Annotated in this window: 18 protein-coding genes; 16 read left to right on the top strand and 2 right to left on the bottom strand. The window is 65.8% G+C overall.

The window, feature by feature from the left end:
- Positions 1–28 precede the first annotated feature (28 nt).
- Together QTH86_RS25180 and QTH86_RS25175 are read left to right on the top strand one after the other, a co-directional pair.
- A complete protein-coding gene (locus QTH86_RS25180) occupies positions 29–394 on the top strand; it encodes a Rieske (2Fe-2S) protein (protein ID WP_286648905.1) in 366 nt (121 codons plus the stop codon).
- A 57-nt stretch (positions 395–451) separates the two neighbouring features.
- Positions 452–1,492 (top strand): S49 family peptidase, encoded by a 1,041-nt coding sequence (locus tag QTH86_RS25175; RefSeq protein ID WP_286648904.1) that lies wholly within the window; start codon positions 452–454, stop codon positions 1,490–1,492.
- 6 nt (positions 1,493–1,498) lie between these two features.
- On the opposite strand, the gene QTH86_RS25170 is transcribed toward QTH86_RS25175, so the two are convergent.
- Both QTH86_RS25170 and QTH86_RS25165 read right to left on the bottom strand, forming a co-directional pair.
- Positions 1,499–2,278, bottom strand: coding sequence for an SAM-dependent methyltransferase (locus QTH86_RS25170; protein ID WP_286648903.1), 780 nt, complete (start codon positions 2,276–2,278; stop codon positions 1,499–1,501).
- Positions 2,279–2,289: 11 nt separating this feature from the next.
- A complete protein-coding gene (locus tag QTH86_RS25165) occupies positions 2,290–2,871 on the bottom strand; it encodes a Maf family protein (protein WP_286648902.1) in 582 nt (193 codons plus the stop codon).
- Positions 2,872–2,908: 37 nt separating this feature from the next.
- On the opposite strand from QTH86_RS25165, the gene QTH86_RS25160 reads away from it, so the two are divergent.
- The 14 genes from QTH86_RS25160 to lepA all read left to right on the top strand — a co-directional run bounded on the left by QTH86_RS25160 (position 2,909) and on the right by lepA (position 16,204).
- Positions 2,909–3,457, top strand: coding sequence for a YceD family protein (locus QTH86_RS25160; protein WP_286649122.1), 549 nt, complete (start codon positions 2,909–2,911; stop codon positions 3,455–3,457).
- Between the two features lie 143 nt (positions 3,458–3,600).
- Positions 3,601–3,783: a 50S ribosomal protein L32 gene (gene rpmF, locus QTH86_RS25155; protein WP_286648901.1), complete on the top strand. Its 183-nt coding sequence runs from the start codon at positions 3,601–3,603 to the stop codon at positions 3,781–3,783.
- A gap of 62 nt (positions 3,784–3,845) precedes the next feature.
- Positions 3,846–4,934 (top strand): phosphate acyltransferase PlsX, encoded by a 1,089-nt coding sequence (gene plsX, locus QTH86_RS25150; RefSeq protein ID WP_286648900.1) that lies wholly within the window; start codon positions 3,846–3,848, stop codon positions 4,932–4,934.
- Positions 4,934–5,911 carry a beta-ketoacyl-ACP synthase III gene (locus QTH86_RS25145; RefSeq protein WP_286648899.1) on the top strand — a complete coding sequence of 326 codons (978 nt, stop codon included), beginning with the start codon at positions 4,934–4,936 and terminating at the stop codon, positions 5,909–5,911. Before plsX ends, QTH86_RS25145 begins: the two co-directional genes overlap by 1 nt.
- 58 nt (positions 5,912–5,969) lie before the next feature.
- Entirely contained in the window at positions 5,970–6,926 is a 957-nt protein-coding gene (gene fabD / locus QTH86_RS25140; RefSeq protein WP_286648898.1) for an ACP S-malonyltransferase, read from the top strand.
- Entirely contained in the window at positions 6,923–7,666 is a 744-nt protein-coding gene (fabG, locus tag QTH86_RS25135; RefSeq protein WP_286648897.1) for a 3-oxoacyl-ACP reductase FabG, read from the top strand. The genes fabD and fabG overlap by 4 nt, the downstream gene beginning before the upstream one ends.
- A gap of 101 nt (positions 7,667–7,767) precedes the next feature.
- Positions 7,768–8,007: an acyl carrier protein gene (acpP, locus tag QTH86_RS25130; RefSeq protein ID WP_140843300.1), complete on the top strand. Its 240-nt coding sequence runs from the start codon at positions 7,768–7,770 to the stop codon at positions 8,005–8,007.
- Between the two features lie 96 nt (positions 8,008–8,103).
- Positions 8,104–9,348 carry a beta-ketoacyl-ACP synthase II gene (gene fabF, locus QTH86_RS25125; RefSeq protein WP_286648896.1) on the top strand — a complete coding sequence of 415 codons (1,245 nt, stop codon included), beginning with the start codon at positions 8,104–8,106 and terminating at the stop codon, positions 9,346–9,348.
- Positions 9,349–9,466: 118 nt separating this feature from the next.
- Entirely contained in the window at positions 9,467–9,838 is a 372-nt protein-coding gene (locus QTH86_RS25120) for a hypothetical protein (protein ID WP_286648895.1), read from the top strand.
- A complete protein-coding gene (gene rpoE / locus QTH86_RS25115; RefSeq protein WP_286648894.1) occupies positions 9,835–10,503 on the top strand; it encodes an RNA polymerase sigma factor RpoE in 669 nt (222 codons plus the stop codon). The genes QTH86_RS25120 and rpoE overlap by 4 nt, the downstream gene beginning before the upstream one ends.
- Before the next feature lie 13 nt (positions 10,504–10,516).
- A complete protein-coding gene (locus QTH86_RS25110; RefSeq protein ID WP_286649121.1) occupies positions 10,517–11,188 on the top strand; it encodes a sigma-E factor negative regulatory protein in 672 nt (223 codons plus the stop codon).
- A gap of 40 nt (positions 11,189–11,228) precedes the next feature.
- The gene (locus QTH86_RS25105) at positions 11,229–12,269 is read left to right on the top strand and encodes a MucB/RseB C-terminal domain-containing protein (protein ID WP_286648893.1); all 1,041 of its coding nucleotides are present in this window, start codon (positions 11,229–11,231) and stop codon (positions 12,267–12,269) included.
- 113 nt (positions 12,270–12,382) lie between these two features.
- Entirely contained in the window at positions 12,383–13,870 is a 1,488-nt protein-coding gene (locus tag QTH86_RS25100; RefSeq protein ID WP_286648892.1) for a DegQ family serine endoprotease, read from the top strand.
- A 522-nt stretch (positions 13,871–14,392) separates the two neighbouring features.
- A complete protein-coding gene (gene lepA / locus QTH86_RS25095) occupies positions 14,393–16,204 on the top strand; it encodes a translation elongation factor 4 (protein ID WP_286648891.1) in 1,812 nt (603 codons plus the stop codon).
- Positions 16,205–16,207 lie beyond the last annotated feature (3 nt).

Genomic DNA, 16,207 nt, shown 5'->3' with positions numbered 1-16,207 from the left:
GTCGAGCCCGCGTTTTCAGGATCTGTCCATGACCGACATCATTGCGCTGTGCAACTCGTCCGATCTGGTGGAAGGGGGGCTGGCCGTCTCCTTCGACGTGGTTCACGGCGGAGAAACCTGCCGGGCCTTCGCGGTCCGCTTCGAAGGCCAGCCCCACGCTTATCTCAACCGCTGCAGCCACATCGCGATGGAGATGGACTACCAGCCCGACCGATTCTTCGACGACACCGGCCAGTGGTTGTTGTGCGCCACCCACGGTGCCGCCTACCGCCCGGACACCGGCGCCTGCGAGGGCGGGCCGTGCCGCGGCGGGCTCGTGAAGATCGAATTGAGCGAGAGAGATGGCGTGGTGCACTGGCATACTGACTGGAACCTCCAGCCGATCGCCTTCTAGGAATCCGACCCTCCGACCCATTCCGGCCATCTTGCGATGGTGGCCTGCTCTACAGCCATGACCGATCCCACCCGCACGGAACCCCAGGGTTTCGAGCCTTTCGAACGTCCCGCGCCGATTTCGGGCGCGCCATCCCCCACCCCCATGTCCAAGAACGATCCGACCACGCAGCCCGGCTGGGAGCGTGCCACCCTCGAGAAACTCGCCTTCGGCTCGCTGCGCGAGCAGCGCGCCACACGGCGCTGGAAGACCTTCGTGCGCCTCTCCTGGCTCGCCTTCTTCATCTTCCTGGTGTGGCTGGCCCTGTCGCGCGCCGCGCCCAGCACGGCCACCGCGACCGCGCACACGGCCGTGGTCGAGATCAAGGGCGAGATCGCCAACGGCGCGGATGCGAGCGCCGAGTTCGTCGTGGCGGCCATGAAGACCGCCTTCGAGGACGCCGGCGCCAAGGGGGTGGTCCTGCTCATCAACTCGCCGGGCGGCAGCCCGGTGCAGGCCGGCATCATCAACGACGAGATCCGCCGCCTGAAGGCCAAGCACAACAAGCCGGTGTACGCGGTCGTCGAGGAAAGCTGCGCCTCGGCCGCGTACTACATCGCCGCGGCCACGGACAAGATCTACGTCGACAAGGCCAGCATCGTCGGCAGCATCGGCGTGCTGATGGACGGCTTCGGCTTCACCGGCACGATGGAAAAGCTAGGCGTCGAGCGCCGCCTGCTCACGGCCGGCGAGAACAAGGGCTTTCTGGACCCGTTCAGCCCGATGAGTGACGCGCAGCGAGGCCACGCGCAGCAGATGCTCAACCAGATCCACGCGCAGTTCATCGACGTGGTCAAGAAAGGCCGCGGCGATCGCCTCAAGACCGACACGCCCGGCCTGTTCAGCGGCCTGTTCTGGAGCGGTCAGCAGGCCGTCGACCTGGGCCTGGCCGATCAGTTGGGCAATGTCGATTTCGTCGCCCGCGAGGTGATCAAGGCGGAAGAGGTCATCGACTACACCCGTCGCGACAACGTCGCCGAAAAGCTGGCCAAGAAGTTCGGTGCCGCCATGGGCGACGCCTCGATGCGCGCCTTGCACAGCGCGCCGGCGCTGCGCTGAAGCGGCTCAGCGCCCGATCGCGAAGACGGCTGGCAGGCGATCGTCCAGGGCCGGCGGCCGGGCGCGCCACGTCTTGACCGTCTCGCTGCGCACCTCCGAGGTCGTCAGCGTCAGGCCGCGCGCCACGGCCAGCCGGGTATGGTGCTGCAGGGTCTGCGTCAGGGCCTGGAGCAGGGCGGCGTTGCGGTAGGGCGTCTCGATGAAGAGCTGGGTCTGGCCGCTGCGCAAGGCCAGCGCTTCGAGCTCGCGGATGCGCTGTACGCGCGCAGTGGCATCCTGCGGCAGGTAGCCCACGAAGGCGAAGTTCTGGCCGTTCAAGCCGCTCGCAGCGAGTGCGAGCAGCAGTGACACCGGCCCGGTCAACGGCACGACCGCGATGCCGAGTTCGTGCGCAGCACGCGCGACCGACGAGCCCGGGTCGGCCACGGCCGGCATGCCGGCCTCGCTGAGCAGCCCGACATCGTGGCCTTCGAGCGCCGCGGCCAGCAGCGGGCGAGCGTCGAACTGGCCGGTGTGGTCGCCCTTCTTGTGCACCTCCCGTGGCAGTTCCTGGATGTGCTGCGCCTGCACCGGCGCTGCCAGCGGGGCGACCGCATCGATCCGCTTGAGGTAGGCGCGCGCCGATTTGGCGTTCTCGCAGATCCAGTGCGTGATCTGCGCTGCGGTCTGGAGTGTGCCCAGGGGCAGCACGTCCTGCAGCGGTGCCTGGACGTCGCACCCGAAGTCGAGCGGCGCAGGAACCAGGTACAGCCTGCCGACGACCTTCTCGGCCGGTGTTCCCGTCATCGGAGGGGCGCTCATAGCAGGTCGACGCCTGCCGCGCGCAGCATCCGGCAGGTGCGGATCAGGGGCAGGCCGACGAGGGCGGTCGGGTCGTCGCTGTCGATCGCCTCCAGCAGGGCAATGCCAAGGCCTTCGCTCTTGGCGCTGCCGGCGCAGTCGTAGGGCTCCTCGGCGCGCAGGTAGCGCTCGATGGCGTCGTCGCTGATCGGGCGGAAGGTCACGCGCACCGGGGCGACCTCGTGTGCGCTGAAGCCGGTGGCCGCGCAGACGACGGCCACCGCCGTCTGGAACACCAGCGTCTGTCCCCGCATGCGCCGCAGTTGCAGCGTGGCCCGCGCATGGTCGCCGGGCTTTCCGAGCGGTTCGCCGTTCAGGTCGGCCACCTGGTCCGAGCCGATCACGATCGCCTCGGGAAACCGGTCAGCGACGGCACGGGCCTTGGCCAGGGCCAGCCGCTGCGACAGCGCCAGCGGGGTTTCGCCGGCCAACGGGGTTTCGTCCACGCCCGGCGCATGCACCTCGTAGGGCAGGCGGAGGCGGTCCAGCAGTTCGCGGCGGTAGCGGGATGTCGAGGCGAGGATCAGCGTGCGTGGCATGGCGCCGATTGTGCGCGAGCGGTTTAGACTGGCCGGGATGAACAGAGAATTTGCAGCATCACGGATCGACGTGAACGCCTTTGCGACCGCGGCGGACACCCTGACCGGGGAAACGCCCGTGTCGGACCTCGAGCGGCTCGGCTCCGAGCTGGCTGAACCTGCCGCCGACACCCGTGTCACCTGGGAAGCGACCGGCGAACGCCGCGCTGGCGGCGACGGCGCCCTGGCGCCCTGGCTTCACCTGCGCGTCGAGGCGACCCTGCCTTTCGTCTGCCAGCGTTGCCTGACACCGGTCCAATTGCCGCTGACGGTCGATCGCGCATTCCGTTTCGCGGTCGACGAGGAGACGGCGGCGCTCGAGGACGAGGCATCCGACGAGGATGTGCTGGTGGCGGCACGCGACTTCGACCTGCTGGCACTGATCGAAGACGAGTTGCTCATGGAAGTGCCCGTCACGCCGCGGCATGAGGTGTGCCCGGTGCCTGTCCAGCTCTCGGTGGCCGATCCCGGCTTCGAGGAGGCGGAGGAGGCCGCCGCCAACCCCTTCGCCGCGCTCGACGCGCTGCGCGGCCGCAAGCCGGGGTGAGTTTTGCGGGGCGGGTAGCGCATCGAGCGCGTCCGCGCTATAATCGTGGGCTTCGCGCGCGCCGCCGTTGGCCAGGTCTTGAGGGATTCTGTGTCGATGCCGCCCCGCATTGCCCACCACCCAACCGAATTCCAGGAGCCATCATGGCCGTCCAGCAAAACAAGAAGTCGCCTTCCAAGCGCGGCATGCACCGTTCCCACAACGCGCTGGGCGTGCCCGGCATCGCCGTGGAACCCACCACGGGCGAAATCCATCTGCGTCACCACATCAGCCCGAACGGCTTCTACCGTGGCCGCAAGGTGCTGAAGACCAAATCCGAGTCTTAATCCTCGAGATTCAAGGCCAAGGCCCGAAGCTACTTCTTGCGTAGCGTCGGGCCTTTGTTTTGATGGCTATTTCCCCCTCTTTCCTTCCCGCTGCCGCCGCAATCACGCTCGCCGTGGATTGCATGGGCGGCGACCATGGCCCGCGCATCACGCTGCCGGCCTGCCGGGCATTTCTGGAGCGCCATCCCGAGGCGTCGTTGCGTCTGGTCGGTCTGCCCGAGGCGCTCAAGGATTTCTCGCATCCACGGGCCGTCATCGTCCCGGCGACCGAGGTGGTCGCCATGGACGATCCGATCGAGATCGCGCTGCGCAAGAAAAAAGATTCCTCCATGCGCGTGGCCATCCAGCAGGTCAAGGACGGCAGTGCTCAGGCGGCCGTATCTGCGGGTAATACGGGGGCTTTGATGGCCATCGCGCGTTATCTCCTAAAGACGCTCGAAGGCATCGACCGTCCGGCCATCGCGCCGCAGCTTCCCAACAGCAAGGGCGGCGCCACCACCGTGCTGGACCTCGGTGCGAATGTGGACTGTGATGCCGAAGACCTCTTGCAGTTCGCCGTGCTGGGTTCGGCGCTGGTGTCGGCGCTGACGGGCAACGAGTCGCCGACCGTGGGCTTGCTCAATGTCGGCGAAGAGGCCATCAAAGGCAGTGAAACGATCAAAAAAGCCAGTCAACTGCTTCGAGTGGCCGCCAAGTCGAAGGACCTGAACTTCTACGGCAACGTCGAGGGCAACGACATTTTCAAGGGCACGACGGACATCGTAGTCTGTGACGGTTTTGTCGGCAATGTGACGCTGAAGGCGACCGAGGGCGTGGCGGCCATGATCGTCGACTTCCTGCGCTTCGAGTATTCGAACGGCCTCTTCAGCAAGTTTGCGGCAATCGTGTCCTATCCGGTCCTAAAAGCGCTTAAAAAGCGGCTGGATCACCGTCGCTACAACGGGGCGGCGTTGTTGGGCTTGCGCGGCCTGGTCTTCAAGAGCCATGGCTCGGCCGACGAGGTGGCGTTCGGCTACGCGCTGGATCGCGCTTATGATGCCGCTCGCAACAACCTGCTCGATCGCGTGCGGGCCCGCATCGCCCATGCCGCGCCACTGCTGGCGCGGGCTGAGTCGGCGGCCCCGGTTGACGCGACATCGCTCCCCGTCTGATGACCCCTTTCTCTCGCATTTCCGGCACAGGCAGCTATCTGCCGCCCCGCCGCGTGACCAATGACGAACTTGCCCGCGAACTGGCTGAGCGCGGCATCGAGACCTCCGACCAATGGATCGTCGAGCGCACCGGCATCCGCGCGCGCCACTTTGCCGAACCGGATGTGACCAGCAGCGACCTGGGCCTGGAAGCCTCGAGGCGCGCCCTCGAAGCCGCGGGACGTAAGGCCGAAGACATCGACCTGATCATCGTCGCCACCTCGACGCCGGACATGGTGTTCCCATCGTCGGCGGCGATCCTGCAGCACAAGCTCGGCATTGCCGGCTGCCCGGCCTTCGACGTCCAGGCGGTGTGCAGCGGTTTCGTCTACGCGCTCACGGTGGCCGACGCCATGATCAAGACCGGCAGTGCGCGCTGTGCGTTGGTGGTCGGCGCGGAGGTGTTCTCGCGCATCCTCGATTTCAACGACCGCACGACCTGCGTGCTGTTCGGCGACGGCGCCGGTGCCGTGGTGCTGGAGGCCAGCGAGACGCCGGGCATCCTGGCGAGCGACCTGCATGCCGATGGCAAGCATGTCGGCATCCTGTGCGTGCCCGGTCACGTTTCCGGCGGCAAGGTGCTGGGCACGCCGCTGCTGCACATGGACGGGCAGGCCGTCTTCAAGCTCGCCGTCCGCGTACTGGAAGATGCCGCGCGCGCGACGCTGGCGAAGGCAGGGAAGACCGAAGCCGACATCGACTGGCTCATTCCGCACCAGGCCAACATCCGCATCATGGAAGGCACGGCGAAGAAGTTGAAGCTGCCACGGGAAAAGCTGGTGGTGACGGTGCACGACCACGGCAACACCTCGGCCGCCTCGATTCCACTGGCGCTGGATGACGCCGTGCGCAGCGGCAAAGTCAAAAAAGGGGAAACCGTCATGCTCGAGGGCGTGGGCGGCGGGTTCACCTGGGGCGCCGTGCTCCTGACCCTGTGAACGCCGAGGGCGCGCCGCAGTTCGCCCGGACGTTTGCATCAGACCAATACAAGAGACCATGACTTCCTTCGCATTCGTATTTCCAGGGCAGGGATCCCAGGCGGTCGGCATGCTCGACGCATGGGGTGACCACCCCGCCGTGGCGGAGACCCTGCGGGAAGCCTCCGCGGCGCTCGACGAAGACCTGGGAGAACTCATCCGCACCGGGCCCAAAGAAGCGCTGGCCCTGACGACCAACACACAGCCGGTGATGCTCGTGGCCGGCGTCGCCGCCTGGCGCGCCTGGTTGGCCGAGGGTGGCGCAACGCCGGACGTCGTCGCGGGCCATTCGCTGGGCGAGTACTCGGCGCTGGTCGCGGCCGGCGTGCTGACACTGGCGCAGGCCGCGCCGTTGGTGCGCTTTCGCGCGCAGGCGATGCAGCAGGCGGTGCCGGTCGGCGCCGGTGCCATGGCCGCGGTGCTCGGCATGGCGGCCGACCAAGTGATCGCCGGCTGCGCGGAAGTCACCGCGAGCTTCGGTGCCGGCAGCGCCGAATGCGTCGAAGCCGTGAATTTCAACGACCCGATGCAGACGGTGATCGCCGGCAGCAAGGCTGCTGTCGACAAGGCTTGCGAGGTGCTCAAGGCGAGCGGGGCCAAACGCGCGTTGCCGCTGCCGGTGTCGGCACCCTTCCATTCCAGCCTGATGCGGCCTGCTGCCGAGGCGCTGCGCGAGAAGCTGGCGTCGGTCGAGTTCGCGGCGCCCCGCATTCCGGTGCTGAACAACATCGATGTCGCGGTCGAAACCGCGCCGGAGCGCATCCGCGACGCGCTCGTTCGCCAAGCCGCCGGTCCGGTGCGCTGGGTCGAAGGCGTGCAGGCCTTGAAAGCGCGCGGCGTCGCCGCCATCGTCGAGTGCGGGCCGGGTCGCGTGCTGTCCGGTATGGTCAAGCGCATCGCGCCTGACCTTGTCACGGCGACGGTCTACGATCCGGCGACGCTCGCCGAGACCCGTCAACTGCTGAACACCCCATGAGTACCATCAAATTCGAAGGGCAGATCGCCCTGGTGACCGGCGCGTCGCGCGGCATCGGCGCCGCCATCGCCCTGGAACTGGCCCATCACGGCCTGAAGGTCATCGGCACCGGTACGACCGAGGACAGCGCACAGAAGATCACGACGGCGCTGGGCGCATTCGGCGGCGAGGGCCGCGCGCTCGACGTCAACGACGGCGCTGCGCTCGACGCGCTGGTCGAAGAGATCGTCAAGACGCACGGCGGGCTGCACGTGGTGGTCAACAACGCGGGCATCACGCGCGACATGCTGGCCATGCGCCTGAAGGACGACGACTGGGACGCGGTGCTCGACACCAACCTCAAGGCCGTCTTCCGCCTGTCGCGCGCGGCCATCCGTCCGATGATGAAGCAGCGCTACGGGCGCATCATCAACATCACGAGCGTCGTGGGCGCCTCCGGCAACGCCGGCCAGGCCAACTACGCGGCCGCCAAGGCCGGTGTGGCCGGCATGACCCGCGCGCTCGCACGCGAGCTGGGCAGCCGCAACATCACCGTGAACTGCGTCGCCCCTGGTTTCATCGAGACCGACATGACGGCCAGCCTTCCAGAGGCGCAACAGCAGGCGCTGCTTTCGCAGATTCCGCTGGGGCATCTGGGCAAGCCGTCCGACATCGCGCATGCGGTGGCATACCTGGCTTCGCCGCAGGCGGCCTATGTGACGGGACAGGAACTGCACGTCAACGGCGGCATGCACATGTAAGCGCCTGGCGCAATTCGTTTTCCGTACGGCCCGTGAGGCAACTGGCCCAGGCCGGCCGGCTAAAATCCACCGATTCTTTACAAACCCTCAGAGGGAACCAAATGAGCGATATCGAAGCACGTGTCAAGAAAATCATCGCCGAGCAGCTCGGCGTGGAAGAGTCTCAAGTCACCAACGAAAAGGCCTTCGTTGCCGATCTGGGTGCCGACTCGCTCGACACGGTCGAACTGGTGATGGCGCTCGAAGACGAGTTCGGCATCGAGATCCCCGACGAAGATGCCGAGAAGATCACGACGGTGCAGAACGCCGTCGACTACGCCTCCAAGAATCAAAAGGCCTGATCGGCCGCGCATCGTGCGCCGGTCCCGGTCCGCAGCGCCTCGGCGCTGCGCGCACCGCGAGACGGCCTCGGTGCTTCCCCAGAAAGGTTTGCCGGCATGACCAAACGCCGCGTCGTCGTGACCGGACTCGGTTGCATCGCTCCTGTCGGAAACACGGTCTCCGAATCCTGGGCCAATCTATTGGCCGGGAAGTCGGGTATCGCGAACATCACCGCCTTCGATGCGAGTGCCTTCGCCTGCAAGTTCGCTGGTGAAGTGAAGGGTTTCGACATCACCCAGTACATCACCGAGAAGGAAGCGCGCCATATGGACCGCTTCATTCATCTGGGGTTTGCTGCCGCCATCCAGGCCGTGCAGGACAGCGGATTGCCGACCGGCGATGCCCTGGCGTACGAAGATGCTGTCCGCATCGGTTGCAACATCGGCTCCGGCATCGGCGGTCTGCCGATGATCGAAGAGACGCATGGTGAATACACGAACCGCGGCCCCCGCCGCATTTCGCCGTTCTTCGTGCCGGCCTCGATCATCAACATGATCTCGGGCCACGTGTCGATCAAGTTCGGGTTCAAAGGGCCGAACATTGCCGTCGTGACCGCCTGCACCACGGGTCTGCATGCCATCGGCACGTCGGCACGGATGATCGAATACGGCGATGCCGACGTGATGATCGCCGGCGGCGCGGAGTCCACGATCTCTCCGCTCGGCATTGGTGGCTTCACGGCCCCGCGCGCATTGAGCACCCGCAACGACGACCCGGCCACGGCGTCGCGTCCGTGGGACAAGGATCGCGACGGCTTCGTGCTGGGTGAAGGCTCCGGCGTGATGGTGCTCGAGGAGTACGAACGCGCCAAGGCCCGCGGCGCCAAGATCTATGCGGAAGTCTCGGGCTTCGGCCTCACCGGCGATGCATACCACATGACCGCGCCCGATGTCGACGGCCCGCGCCGCTCGATGGTGATGGCGCTGGCCAACGCCGGCGTCAACGCCGACGAGGTGCAGTACCTGAATGCACATGGCACCTCGACGCAGATCGGCGACGTCAACGAGACCAATGCGGTCAAGCTGGCTTTCGCTGATCACGCGAAGAAACTGGTTGTCAACTCGACCAAGTCGATGACCGGCCACCTGCTGGGCGGCGCCGGCGGCATCGAGTCGGTGTTCACCGTGCTGGCGTTGCACCATCAGAAGAGCCCGCCGACCATCAACATCTTCAACCAGGATCCGGAGTGCGATCTCGACTACTGCGCCAACGAGGCGCGGGACATGAAGATCGACGTCGCCGTCAAGAACAACTTCGGTTTCGGCGGCACCAACGGCACGCTGGTGTTCAAGCGCGCTTGACGAACGCCGCGCCATGCACAGCGCCCCGGCGGTGAGTTTCCCCGTGGGCCCTTCGCGTGCGGCGCGGCTTCTCCTGTCCACGCTATGGCTAGCTGGTGCTTTTGGCGCCGTCTGGTCCGTGGGCGACCTCGATGTGCGCGCGTTCCTTTTGCTGGGGAGCGTGCTGCTGGCCGGCGGCCTCGCGTGGCGCTTTGGCGGGCATCGCCAGGTCGGCCTGCTGCGCTTCGACGGGCAGTACTGGTCGTGGTCGGGGCGAGGAGCACCGCAGGCGGCAGCGCGTGTACAGGTGGGTCTTGATCTGCAGGTGCTGATGCTGCTTCGGCTGGTCGAGGCCGGCCGGTCCCAACGCTGGTTGTGGTTGGAACGGCGCACCGACCCTTCGCGTTGGACGGCGCTGCGGCGTGCGGTATATTCGCGCGCCCCGGCGACGGCACCGGACGGAATGTCTCCGGCCGCATCGGCGCCCGGCGCGCCTCCTTCGTTTCGATGACAGCCTCCCCACCACCCGCTCCTCCCGACGCTGCCTCGACCGGCGCTGCGGAGCCGCGGCCCGGCGAGGTCGACTTCCAGCTTGTCCAGCGCACGGTCGCAGGGGACCAGAAGGCCTTCGAACTGCTCGTGATCAAGTACCAGCGGCGCATCGAGCGCCTCATCGGCCGGATGGTGCGTGACGTCGATCTGGTCGAGGACATCGCGCAGGAAACCTTCATTCGGGCCTATCGGGCCTTGCACCAGTTCCGGGGCGAGGCCCAGTTCTATACCTGGCTCTACCGGATCGCGGTGAACACCGCCAAGAAGGCGCTGGTCGACATGAAGCGCGACCCGACCGTCTCCGAGGCGGCGCTGCGGCCATCTTCTGCGGAAGACGATGAAACTTACCGGCCGGGAAACGAACCAATCACCGACGAAACCCCCGAAACAGTGATGGCTGCGAACGAGATCGCGGCTGCGGTCGAAGCCGCGATGGAGGCCTTGCCGGCCGAGTTGCGGCAGGCGGTCACGCTGCGCGAGATCGAGGGCATGAGTTATGAAGAAATTGCCGAGGTCATGCGTTGTCCCATCGGCACGGTGCGCTCGCGCATATTCAGGGCGCGCGAAGCGATTTCGGCACGGGTCAAACCCATGCTCGACAACCAGTCCGGCAAGCGTTGGTAAGCAGGTGAACGAGATGAAACATACCCCAGATTCAGTGCACGAAGCGGTGTCCGCCTTGGCGGACGGCCAGCTTCAGGGCGAGGCTTTTGCCCGTGCCGTCGATGGCGTCTGTGCGGACGGCGAACTTCAGGCCACGTGGCGCACGTACCATGTGGTGGGCGATGTGTTGCGCGCAGGCCGGCACTCGGCGTGTACCGATAGCGGCCAGTTTCTGGCGCGTTTCCAGGCGCGGCTGACGGCCGAGGCGGTGAAGCCCCTGCAGGCGGTGCCGGTGCTGCCCGAATTCACCCCCACCGCCCTGCACGTCGACGCCGCGAACGAACCCGTGTTCCGCTGGAAGCTGGTGGCCGGTGTGGCGTCGCTGGCCGCTGCGGCGGCGATCGGATGGAACTGGGTCGGCAACGGTGCTGCCGTCCCGGCCTCGGGTCCGCAATTGGCCTCGCAGCAGGTTCCGCCGATGCAGGCTTCTTCCGAGGGGTCGGTGCTTGCGGCCATGCAACAGAACGCCCCCGGTGCGAGCGCCGGCGCCACGGCGCGTGTGCTCGTTGGCAACGGCGCGCCGCAGGTGATGCTGCGCGATCCGCGACTGGACCAATTGCTCGAGGCGCACCGGCAAGCCGCTGGCGGTGCCCAGATGCCTTCCGGTTTCCTGCGCAATGCCACCTTCGAAGGCGCTTCGCGCTGAGCCACCCCATGATGCCCACCGTCGGACAAACGCCCCACCGATGAACCTCCGCCGCACCTTGCTGGTGCTTTCCGTCCTCTGTGTTGCGCAGTGGGCCGTGGCGCAGACCCGCGCGCCCTCGGCACCGTCGAAGTTGCCGGGCGCCGCGCTGCCTGAGCCGCCGACGCTGAGCACCGTCGACTGGTTGCGCCGCATGCATGCGGCCTCTCGCCAGCGGACCTATGTCGGCACCTTCGTGGTGTCTGCGGCCACCGGCAATCTGTCGAGCTCACGCATCTGGCATGTCGCCGATGGCGACGTCCTGATGGAGCGCATCGAGGCGCTGTCGGGTGCACCGCGTTCCACGTTTCGCCGCAACGACCACGTGATGACGTTCTTCCCCGAGGACAAGGTCGTCAAGAGCGAGAAGCGTGAGAACCTGGATTTCTTTCCGAATCTGCCAGGCGCACCTGATTCGGCGATCGGCGATTTCTACGACGCGCGAGCGCTCGGCAAGGGCCGTGTGGCGGGCTTCGATGCCGACGTTCTCCAGCTCGCCCCGCGCGACGGGTTGCGCTTCGGCTACCGGGTGTGGAGCGAGCGCCGCTCGGGCCTCGTGGTGGCGCTGCAGACCGTCGACGGCGACGGCCGGGTGGTGGAGCAGTCGGCCTTCTCCGAATTGCAGTTCGAAGCACCGGTGAAGACGCAGGCACTGGCCCAGATGATGGGCAACACCGCCGGCTACCGGGTAGAGGCGTCTTCCCTTGAGCGCACGACCGCTGCCGCCGAGGGTTGGTCGCTGCGCGAGCCGGTGCCGGGTTTCAAGCCGGTCAATTGCTACCGGCGCGCACTCGATGGCGAGGCCAAGCCCGAGCGCACGATGCAATGGACCTTCACGGACGGGCTGGCCTCGGTGTCGCTCTTCGTGGAGCCCTACGATGCGCAGCGCCAGCCACGCGAGGCCTTGATGGCATTGGGTGCGACCTATACGCTCACGCGCCGACTGAGCGACAAAGGTGGAGACTGGTGGCTGACGATCGTCGGTGAAGTGCCGCCGCAAACGCTGCAGGCTTTTGCCCAGGGGCTGGTTCGCACGCGCTGACGAACGCGGCGGGCCGGCAGGGCGCGCGTGGGGGCCGGCGGCACTGAACCAATCGGCCGACCTGGATTCATAGCCCGGTGTTGTTCGCAGTTTTGCTTGAAAGAGATTCGAAGATGACGTTCCAAGTCGAGGGAAAGAGACTCCAGTCCTATGTGTTCGCCTGCGCCCTGGCCTTGTCGGCCGTGGGTGCCGCGCTGCCGACCACGGCAGCGCAGGCGCAGATCCGGACGTTGCCGGACTTCACCGACCTGGTCGACCAGGTCGGCCCGTCGGTGGTCAACATCCGGACGGTGGAGAAGGTCGCCCAGCGTGGCGCAGGCAACGGCGAGATGGACGAGGAGATGCAGGAGTTCTTCCGCCGCTTCTTCGGTCAACCGCTGCCGGGCCAACCGCGCCAGACGCCGCCACGACCCAACCGACCGCAAGAACCGCAGGAGGAATCGCGGCCTCGCGGCGTGGGGTCCGGTTTCATCCTGAGTCCGGACGGCTTCGTCATGACCAATGCGCACGTCGTCGAGGATGCATCCGAGGTGCTGGTCACCCTGCCCGACAAGCGCGAATTCAAGGCCAAGATCATCGGCGCCGACAAGCGCACCGACGTCGCCGTCGTGAAGATCGATGCCACGGGCCTGCCCGCGCTGAAGATGGGTGACGTGTCGAAGCTGCGCGTGGGTGAATGGGTGATGGCCATCGGCTCGCCCTTCGGCCTCGAGAACACGGTGACCGCCGGCATCGTGAGCGCCAAGCAGCGCGACACGGGCGACTACCTGCCCTTCATCCAGACCGACGTGGCGATCAACCCGGGCAATTCCGGCGGACCGCTGATCAACATGCGTGGCGAAGTGGTCGGCATCAACAGCCAGATCTACTCGCGCTCAGGGGGCTTCATGGGCATCTCCTTCTCGATTCCGATCGACGAAGCGATCCGCGTGAGCGAGCAACTGCGTGCCACCGGTCGCGTTTCGCGCGGCCGCATCGGCGTCAGCATCGACCAGGTGACGAAAGACGTGGCCGAGTCGATCGGTCTGGGCAAGCCGCAGGGCGCACTGGTGCGCAGCGTCGAGGCCGGCTCGCCGGGCGAGAAGGCCGGCGTCGAAGCGGGCGACATCATCACCAAGTTCGACGGCAAGGCGATCGAGAAGCCGAGTGATCTGCCGCGGCTCGTGGGCAACACGAAGCCGGGGACCAAGAGCACGCTCACGGTGTTCCGCCGAGGCAACTCCCGCGACCTGTCCGTCACCGTCGCGGAGATCGAGCCGGACAAACCAGCGCGCACGGCGGTCGAGCGCGAAGAACCCACGCCCAAGCCGGCCGCGTCGGCTGCAGCGAAGTCGCTTGGCCTCGCCGTGAGCGACCTGACCGAAGCGCAAAAGAAGGAGATCAAGCTGCGCGGTGGCGTGAAGATCGAAGCCGCCACCGAGAACGCAGCGCGGGCGGGTCTGAAGGAGGGCGATGTCATCCTCGCCGTCGGCAATATCGAGGTCGCCAACGTCAAGGAATTCGAAGCCGCCGCAAGCAAGGCCGACAAGTCCAAGCCAGTCAGCGTGCTCTTCCGACGTGGCGAATGGGCGCAGTACACCTTGATCCGACCTGCGCGCTGAATCTCCCCGATGCGTCAAGTGGCCCCACCCGGCAGTCGGGTTTGGGGCCTTTTTTTGGGGAGGAGCCAACGCTTTTGGCCGGCTTCTGGATTTTTTTTGAAGGCGTCAAACGTCTTTTGAAGTTAGCGATCACAAACTTAACATGCGGACTAACGACGCATTTCAGTAGAATAGGGTGCCAACGCAGCGCTGGGGATGCATAAGAGTGCGTGGGCTCTCCACCATGCGGTAAGCCCGGCGACAGTCCACCGTCGCTCCACAGATCACCCACAAGTTGTCCCATAAGCTGCCCACCGATTTTGTTGATAAGCTGTTTATAACTTTCCTGTTGCTGACCTGCAACGAGCCTTCCTGACCCGGTTCCGACATGTACGCGTTCCCCTTTTTGCCTACAATGAAGCTCCAACTACTGCAGTTGCCATTGCTTGTTGGTTCAGGGCGCGTCTCTTTCGGACGCGCCCTTTTTTCTTGCCTGACGCGTTCTGCGTACGTGGCAATTCAAGTACTTAAGCGTTCCCGTTGATGAATCACATCAGAAATTTTTCGATCATTGCGCACATCGACCATGGCAAGTCGACGCTTGCGGACCGATTGATCCAGCGTTGCGGCGGTCTCGAAGAACGCCAGATGGAAGCGCAGGTGCTCGACTCGATGGACATCGAAAAAGAGCGTGGGATAACCATCAAGGCGCAGACCGCCGCGCTGCACTACAAGGCACGCGATGGACAGGTCTACAACCTCAATCTGATCGACACGCCGGGCCATGTCGACTTCTCGTACGAAGTGAGTCGCTCGCTGTCTGCCTGCGAAGGTGCGTTGCTGGTCGTCGATGCATCGCAAGGCGTCGAAGCGCAGACGGTGGCCAACTGCTACACCGCCCTCGACCTCGGCGTCGAAGTGCTGCCCGTGCTCAACAAGATGGATCTGCCGAACGCCGACCCTGACAACGCGCGCACCGAGATCGAAGATGTGATCGGCATCGACGCGACCGATGCGATCCCGTGTTCGGCGAAGACCGGCATGGGCATCGACGAGATCCTCGAAGCCGTGGTGGCCAAGGTGCCGCCGCCGCGCGGCAATCCGGATGCGGCGTTGCGCGCGATGATCGTCGACAGCTGGTTCGACCCGTATGTCGGCGTCGTGATGCTGGTGCGCGTCGTCGACGGCCGACTCCCGAAGGGCGAGCGCATCAAGATGATGGCCTCGGGGGCAACGTACAACGCCGACAGCCTGGGCGTCTTCACGCCGGCGAACGAGCCGCGCGAATCGCTCGAGGCCGGCGAAGTGGGCTACATCATCGCGGGCATCAAGGAACTGCAGGCCGCGAAGGTTGGCGACACCGTCACGCTGATCAAGGCCGGCACCGGCGGTGCGGCCGCCACGGCGACCGAGGCGCTGCCCGGCTTCAAGGAAATCCAGCCGCAGGTGTTCGCCGGGCTCTACCCGACCGAGGCCAGCGAGTACGAGTCGCTGCGCGACGCGCTGGAAAAACTCAAGCTCAACGATTCGTCCCTGCGCTACGAGCCCGAGGTGAGCCAGGCGCTCGGCTTCGGCTTCCGCTGCGGCTTTCTCGGCCTGCTGCATATGGAGATCGTGCAGGAGCGGCTCGAGCGCGAATTCGACCAGGACCTCATCACGACCGCGCCGAGCGTGGTCTACCAGGTGGTGCGAAACGACGGCGAAGTCATCATGGTGGAGAACCCGTCGAAGATGCCCGACGTCGGCCGTATGAGCGAGATCCGCGAGCCGATCGTCACGGTACATCTCTACATGCCGCAGGAATACGTCGGCGCCGTCATGACGCTGGCCAACCAGAAGCGCGGTGTGCAGATGAACATGGCCTACCACGGCCGCCAGGTCATGCTGACCTACGAAATGCCGCTGGGCGAGATCGTGCTGGACTTCTTCGACAAGCTGAAGTCGCAGAGCCGCGGCTACGCGTCGATGGACTACGAGTTCAAGGAATACCGGGCGTCCGACGTCGTCAAGGTCGACATCCTGCTCAACGGCGACCGCGTGGACGCGCTGTCGATCATCGTGCACCGCAGCCAGGCGCAGTACCGCGGCAGGGCGGTCGTCTCGAAGATGCGCGAGATCATTTCGCGCCAGATGTACGACGTCGCGATCCAGGCGGCCATCGGGGTCACCATCATCGCGCGTGAGACAATCAAGGCGCTGCGCAAGAACGTGCTCGCCAAGTGCTATGGCGGCGACATCTCCCGCAAGAAGAAGCTGCTCGAGAAGCAGAAGGCGGGCAAGAAACGCATGAAACAGATCGGCTCTGTCGAAGTCCCGCAAGAGGCTTTCCTCGCCATTCTGCAGGTCGAAGACTAAAAA

It is taken from the genome of Variovorax sp. J2L1-78 (genome assembly GCF_030317205.1).
In the GTDB taxonomy this organism is placed as follows: Bacteria; Pseudomonadota; Gammaproteobacteria; order Burkholderiales; family Burkholderiaceae_C; genus Variovorax; species Variovorax arabinosiphilus.
The sequence above is the reverse complement of the archived record's forward strand: the minus strand, read 5'-3'. Positions and strand labels throughout refer to the sequence as shown.

Excerpts from the sequence above, each read along its gene's own strand:
- QTH86_RS25110 (WP_286649121.1), top strand. The coding sequence starts at position 10,517 with ATGAAACATACCCCAGATTCAGTGCACGAAGCGGTGTCCGCCTTGGCG.
- QTH86_RS25165 (WP_286648902.1), bottom strand. The coding sequence starts at position 2,871 with ATGCCACGCACGCTGATCCTCGCCTCGACATCCCGCTACCGCCGCGAA.
- lepA (WP_286648891.1), top strand. The coding sequence starts at position 14,393 with ATGAATCACATCAGAAATTTTTCGATCATTGCGCACATCGACCATGGC.
- QTH86_RS25145 (WP_286648899.1), top strand. The coding sequence starts at position 4,934 with ATGACCCCTTTCTCTCGCATTTCCGGCACAGGCAGCTATCTGCCGCCC.
- fabD (WP_286648898.1), top strand. The coding sequence starts at position 5,970 with ATGACTTCCTTCGCATTCGTATTTCCAGGGCAGGGATCCCAGGCGGTC.
- QTH86_RS25175 (WP_286648904.1), top strand. The coding sequence starts at position 452 with ATGACCGATCCCACCCGCACGGAACCCCAGGGTTTCGAGCCTTTCGAA.
- rpmF (WP_286648901.1), top strand. The coding sequence starts at position 3,601 with ATGGCCGTCCAGCAAAACAAGAAGTCGCCTTCCAAGCGCGGCATGCAC.
- QTH86_RS25180 (WP_286648905.1), top strand. The coding sequence starts at position 29 with ATGACCGACATCATTGCGCTGTGCAACTCGTCCGATCTGGTGGAAGGG.
- QTH86_RS25170 (WP_286648903.1), bottom strand. The coding sequence starts at position 2,278 with ATGACGGGAACACCGGCCGAGAAGGTCGTCGGCAGGCTGTACCTGGTT.
- fabF (WP_286648896.1), top strand. The coding sequence starts at position 8,104 with ATGACCAAACGCCGCGTCGTCGTGACCGGACTCGGTTGCATCGCTCCT.
- QTH86_RS25100 (WP_286648892.1), top strand. The coding sequence starts at position 12,383 with ATGACGTTCCAAGTCGAGGGAAAGAGACTCCAGTCCTATGTGTTCGCC.
- acpP (WP_140843300.1), top strand. The coding sequence starts at position 7,768 with ATGAGCGATATCGAAGCACGTGTCAAGAAAATCATCGCCGAGCAGCTC.
- QTH86_RS25105 (WP_286648893.1), top strand. The coding sequence starts at position 11,229 with ATGAACCTCCGCCGCACCTTGCTGGTGCTTTCCGTCCTCTGTGTTGCG.
- QTH86_RS25160 (WP_286649122.1), top strand. The coding sequence starts at position 2,909 with ATGAACAGAGAATTTGCAGCATCACGGATCGACGTGAACGCCTTTGCG.
- fabG (WP_286648897.1), top strand. The coding sequence starts at position 6,923 with ATGAGTACCATCAAATTCGAAGGGCAGATCGCCCTGGTGACCGGCGCG.
- rpoE (WP_286648894.1), top strand. The coding sequence starts at position 9,835 with ATGACAGCCTCCCCACCACCCGCTCCTCCCGACGCTGCCTCGACCGGC.
- plsX (WP_286648900.1), top strand. The coding sequence starts at position 3,846 with ATGGCTATTTCCCCCTCTTTCCTTCCCGCTGCCGCCGCAATCACGCTC.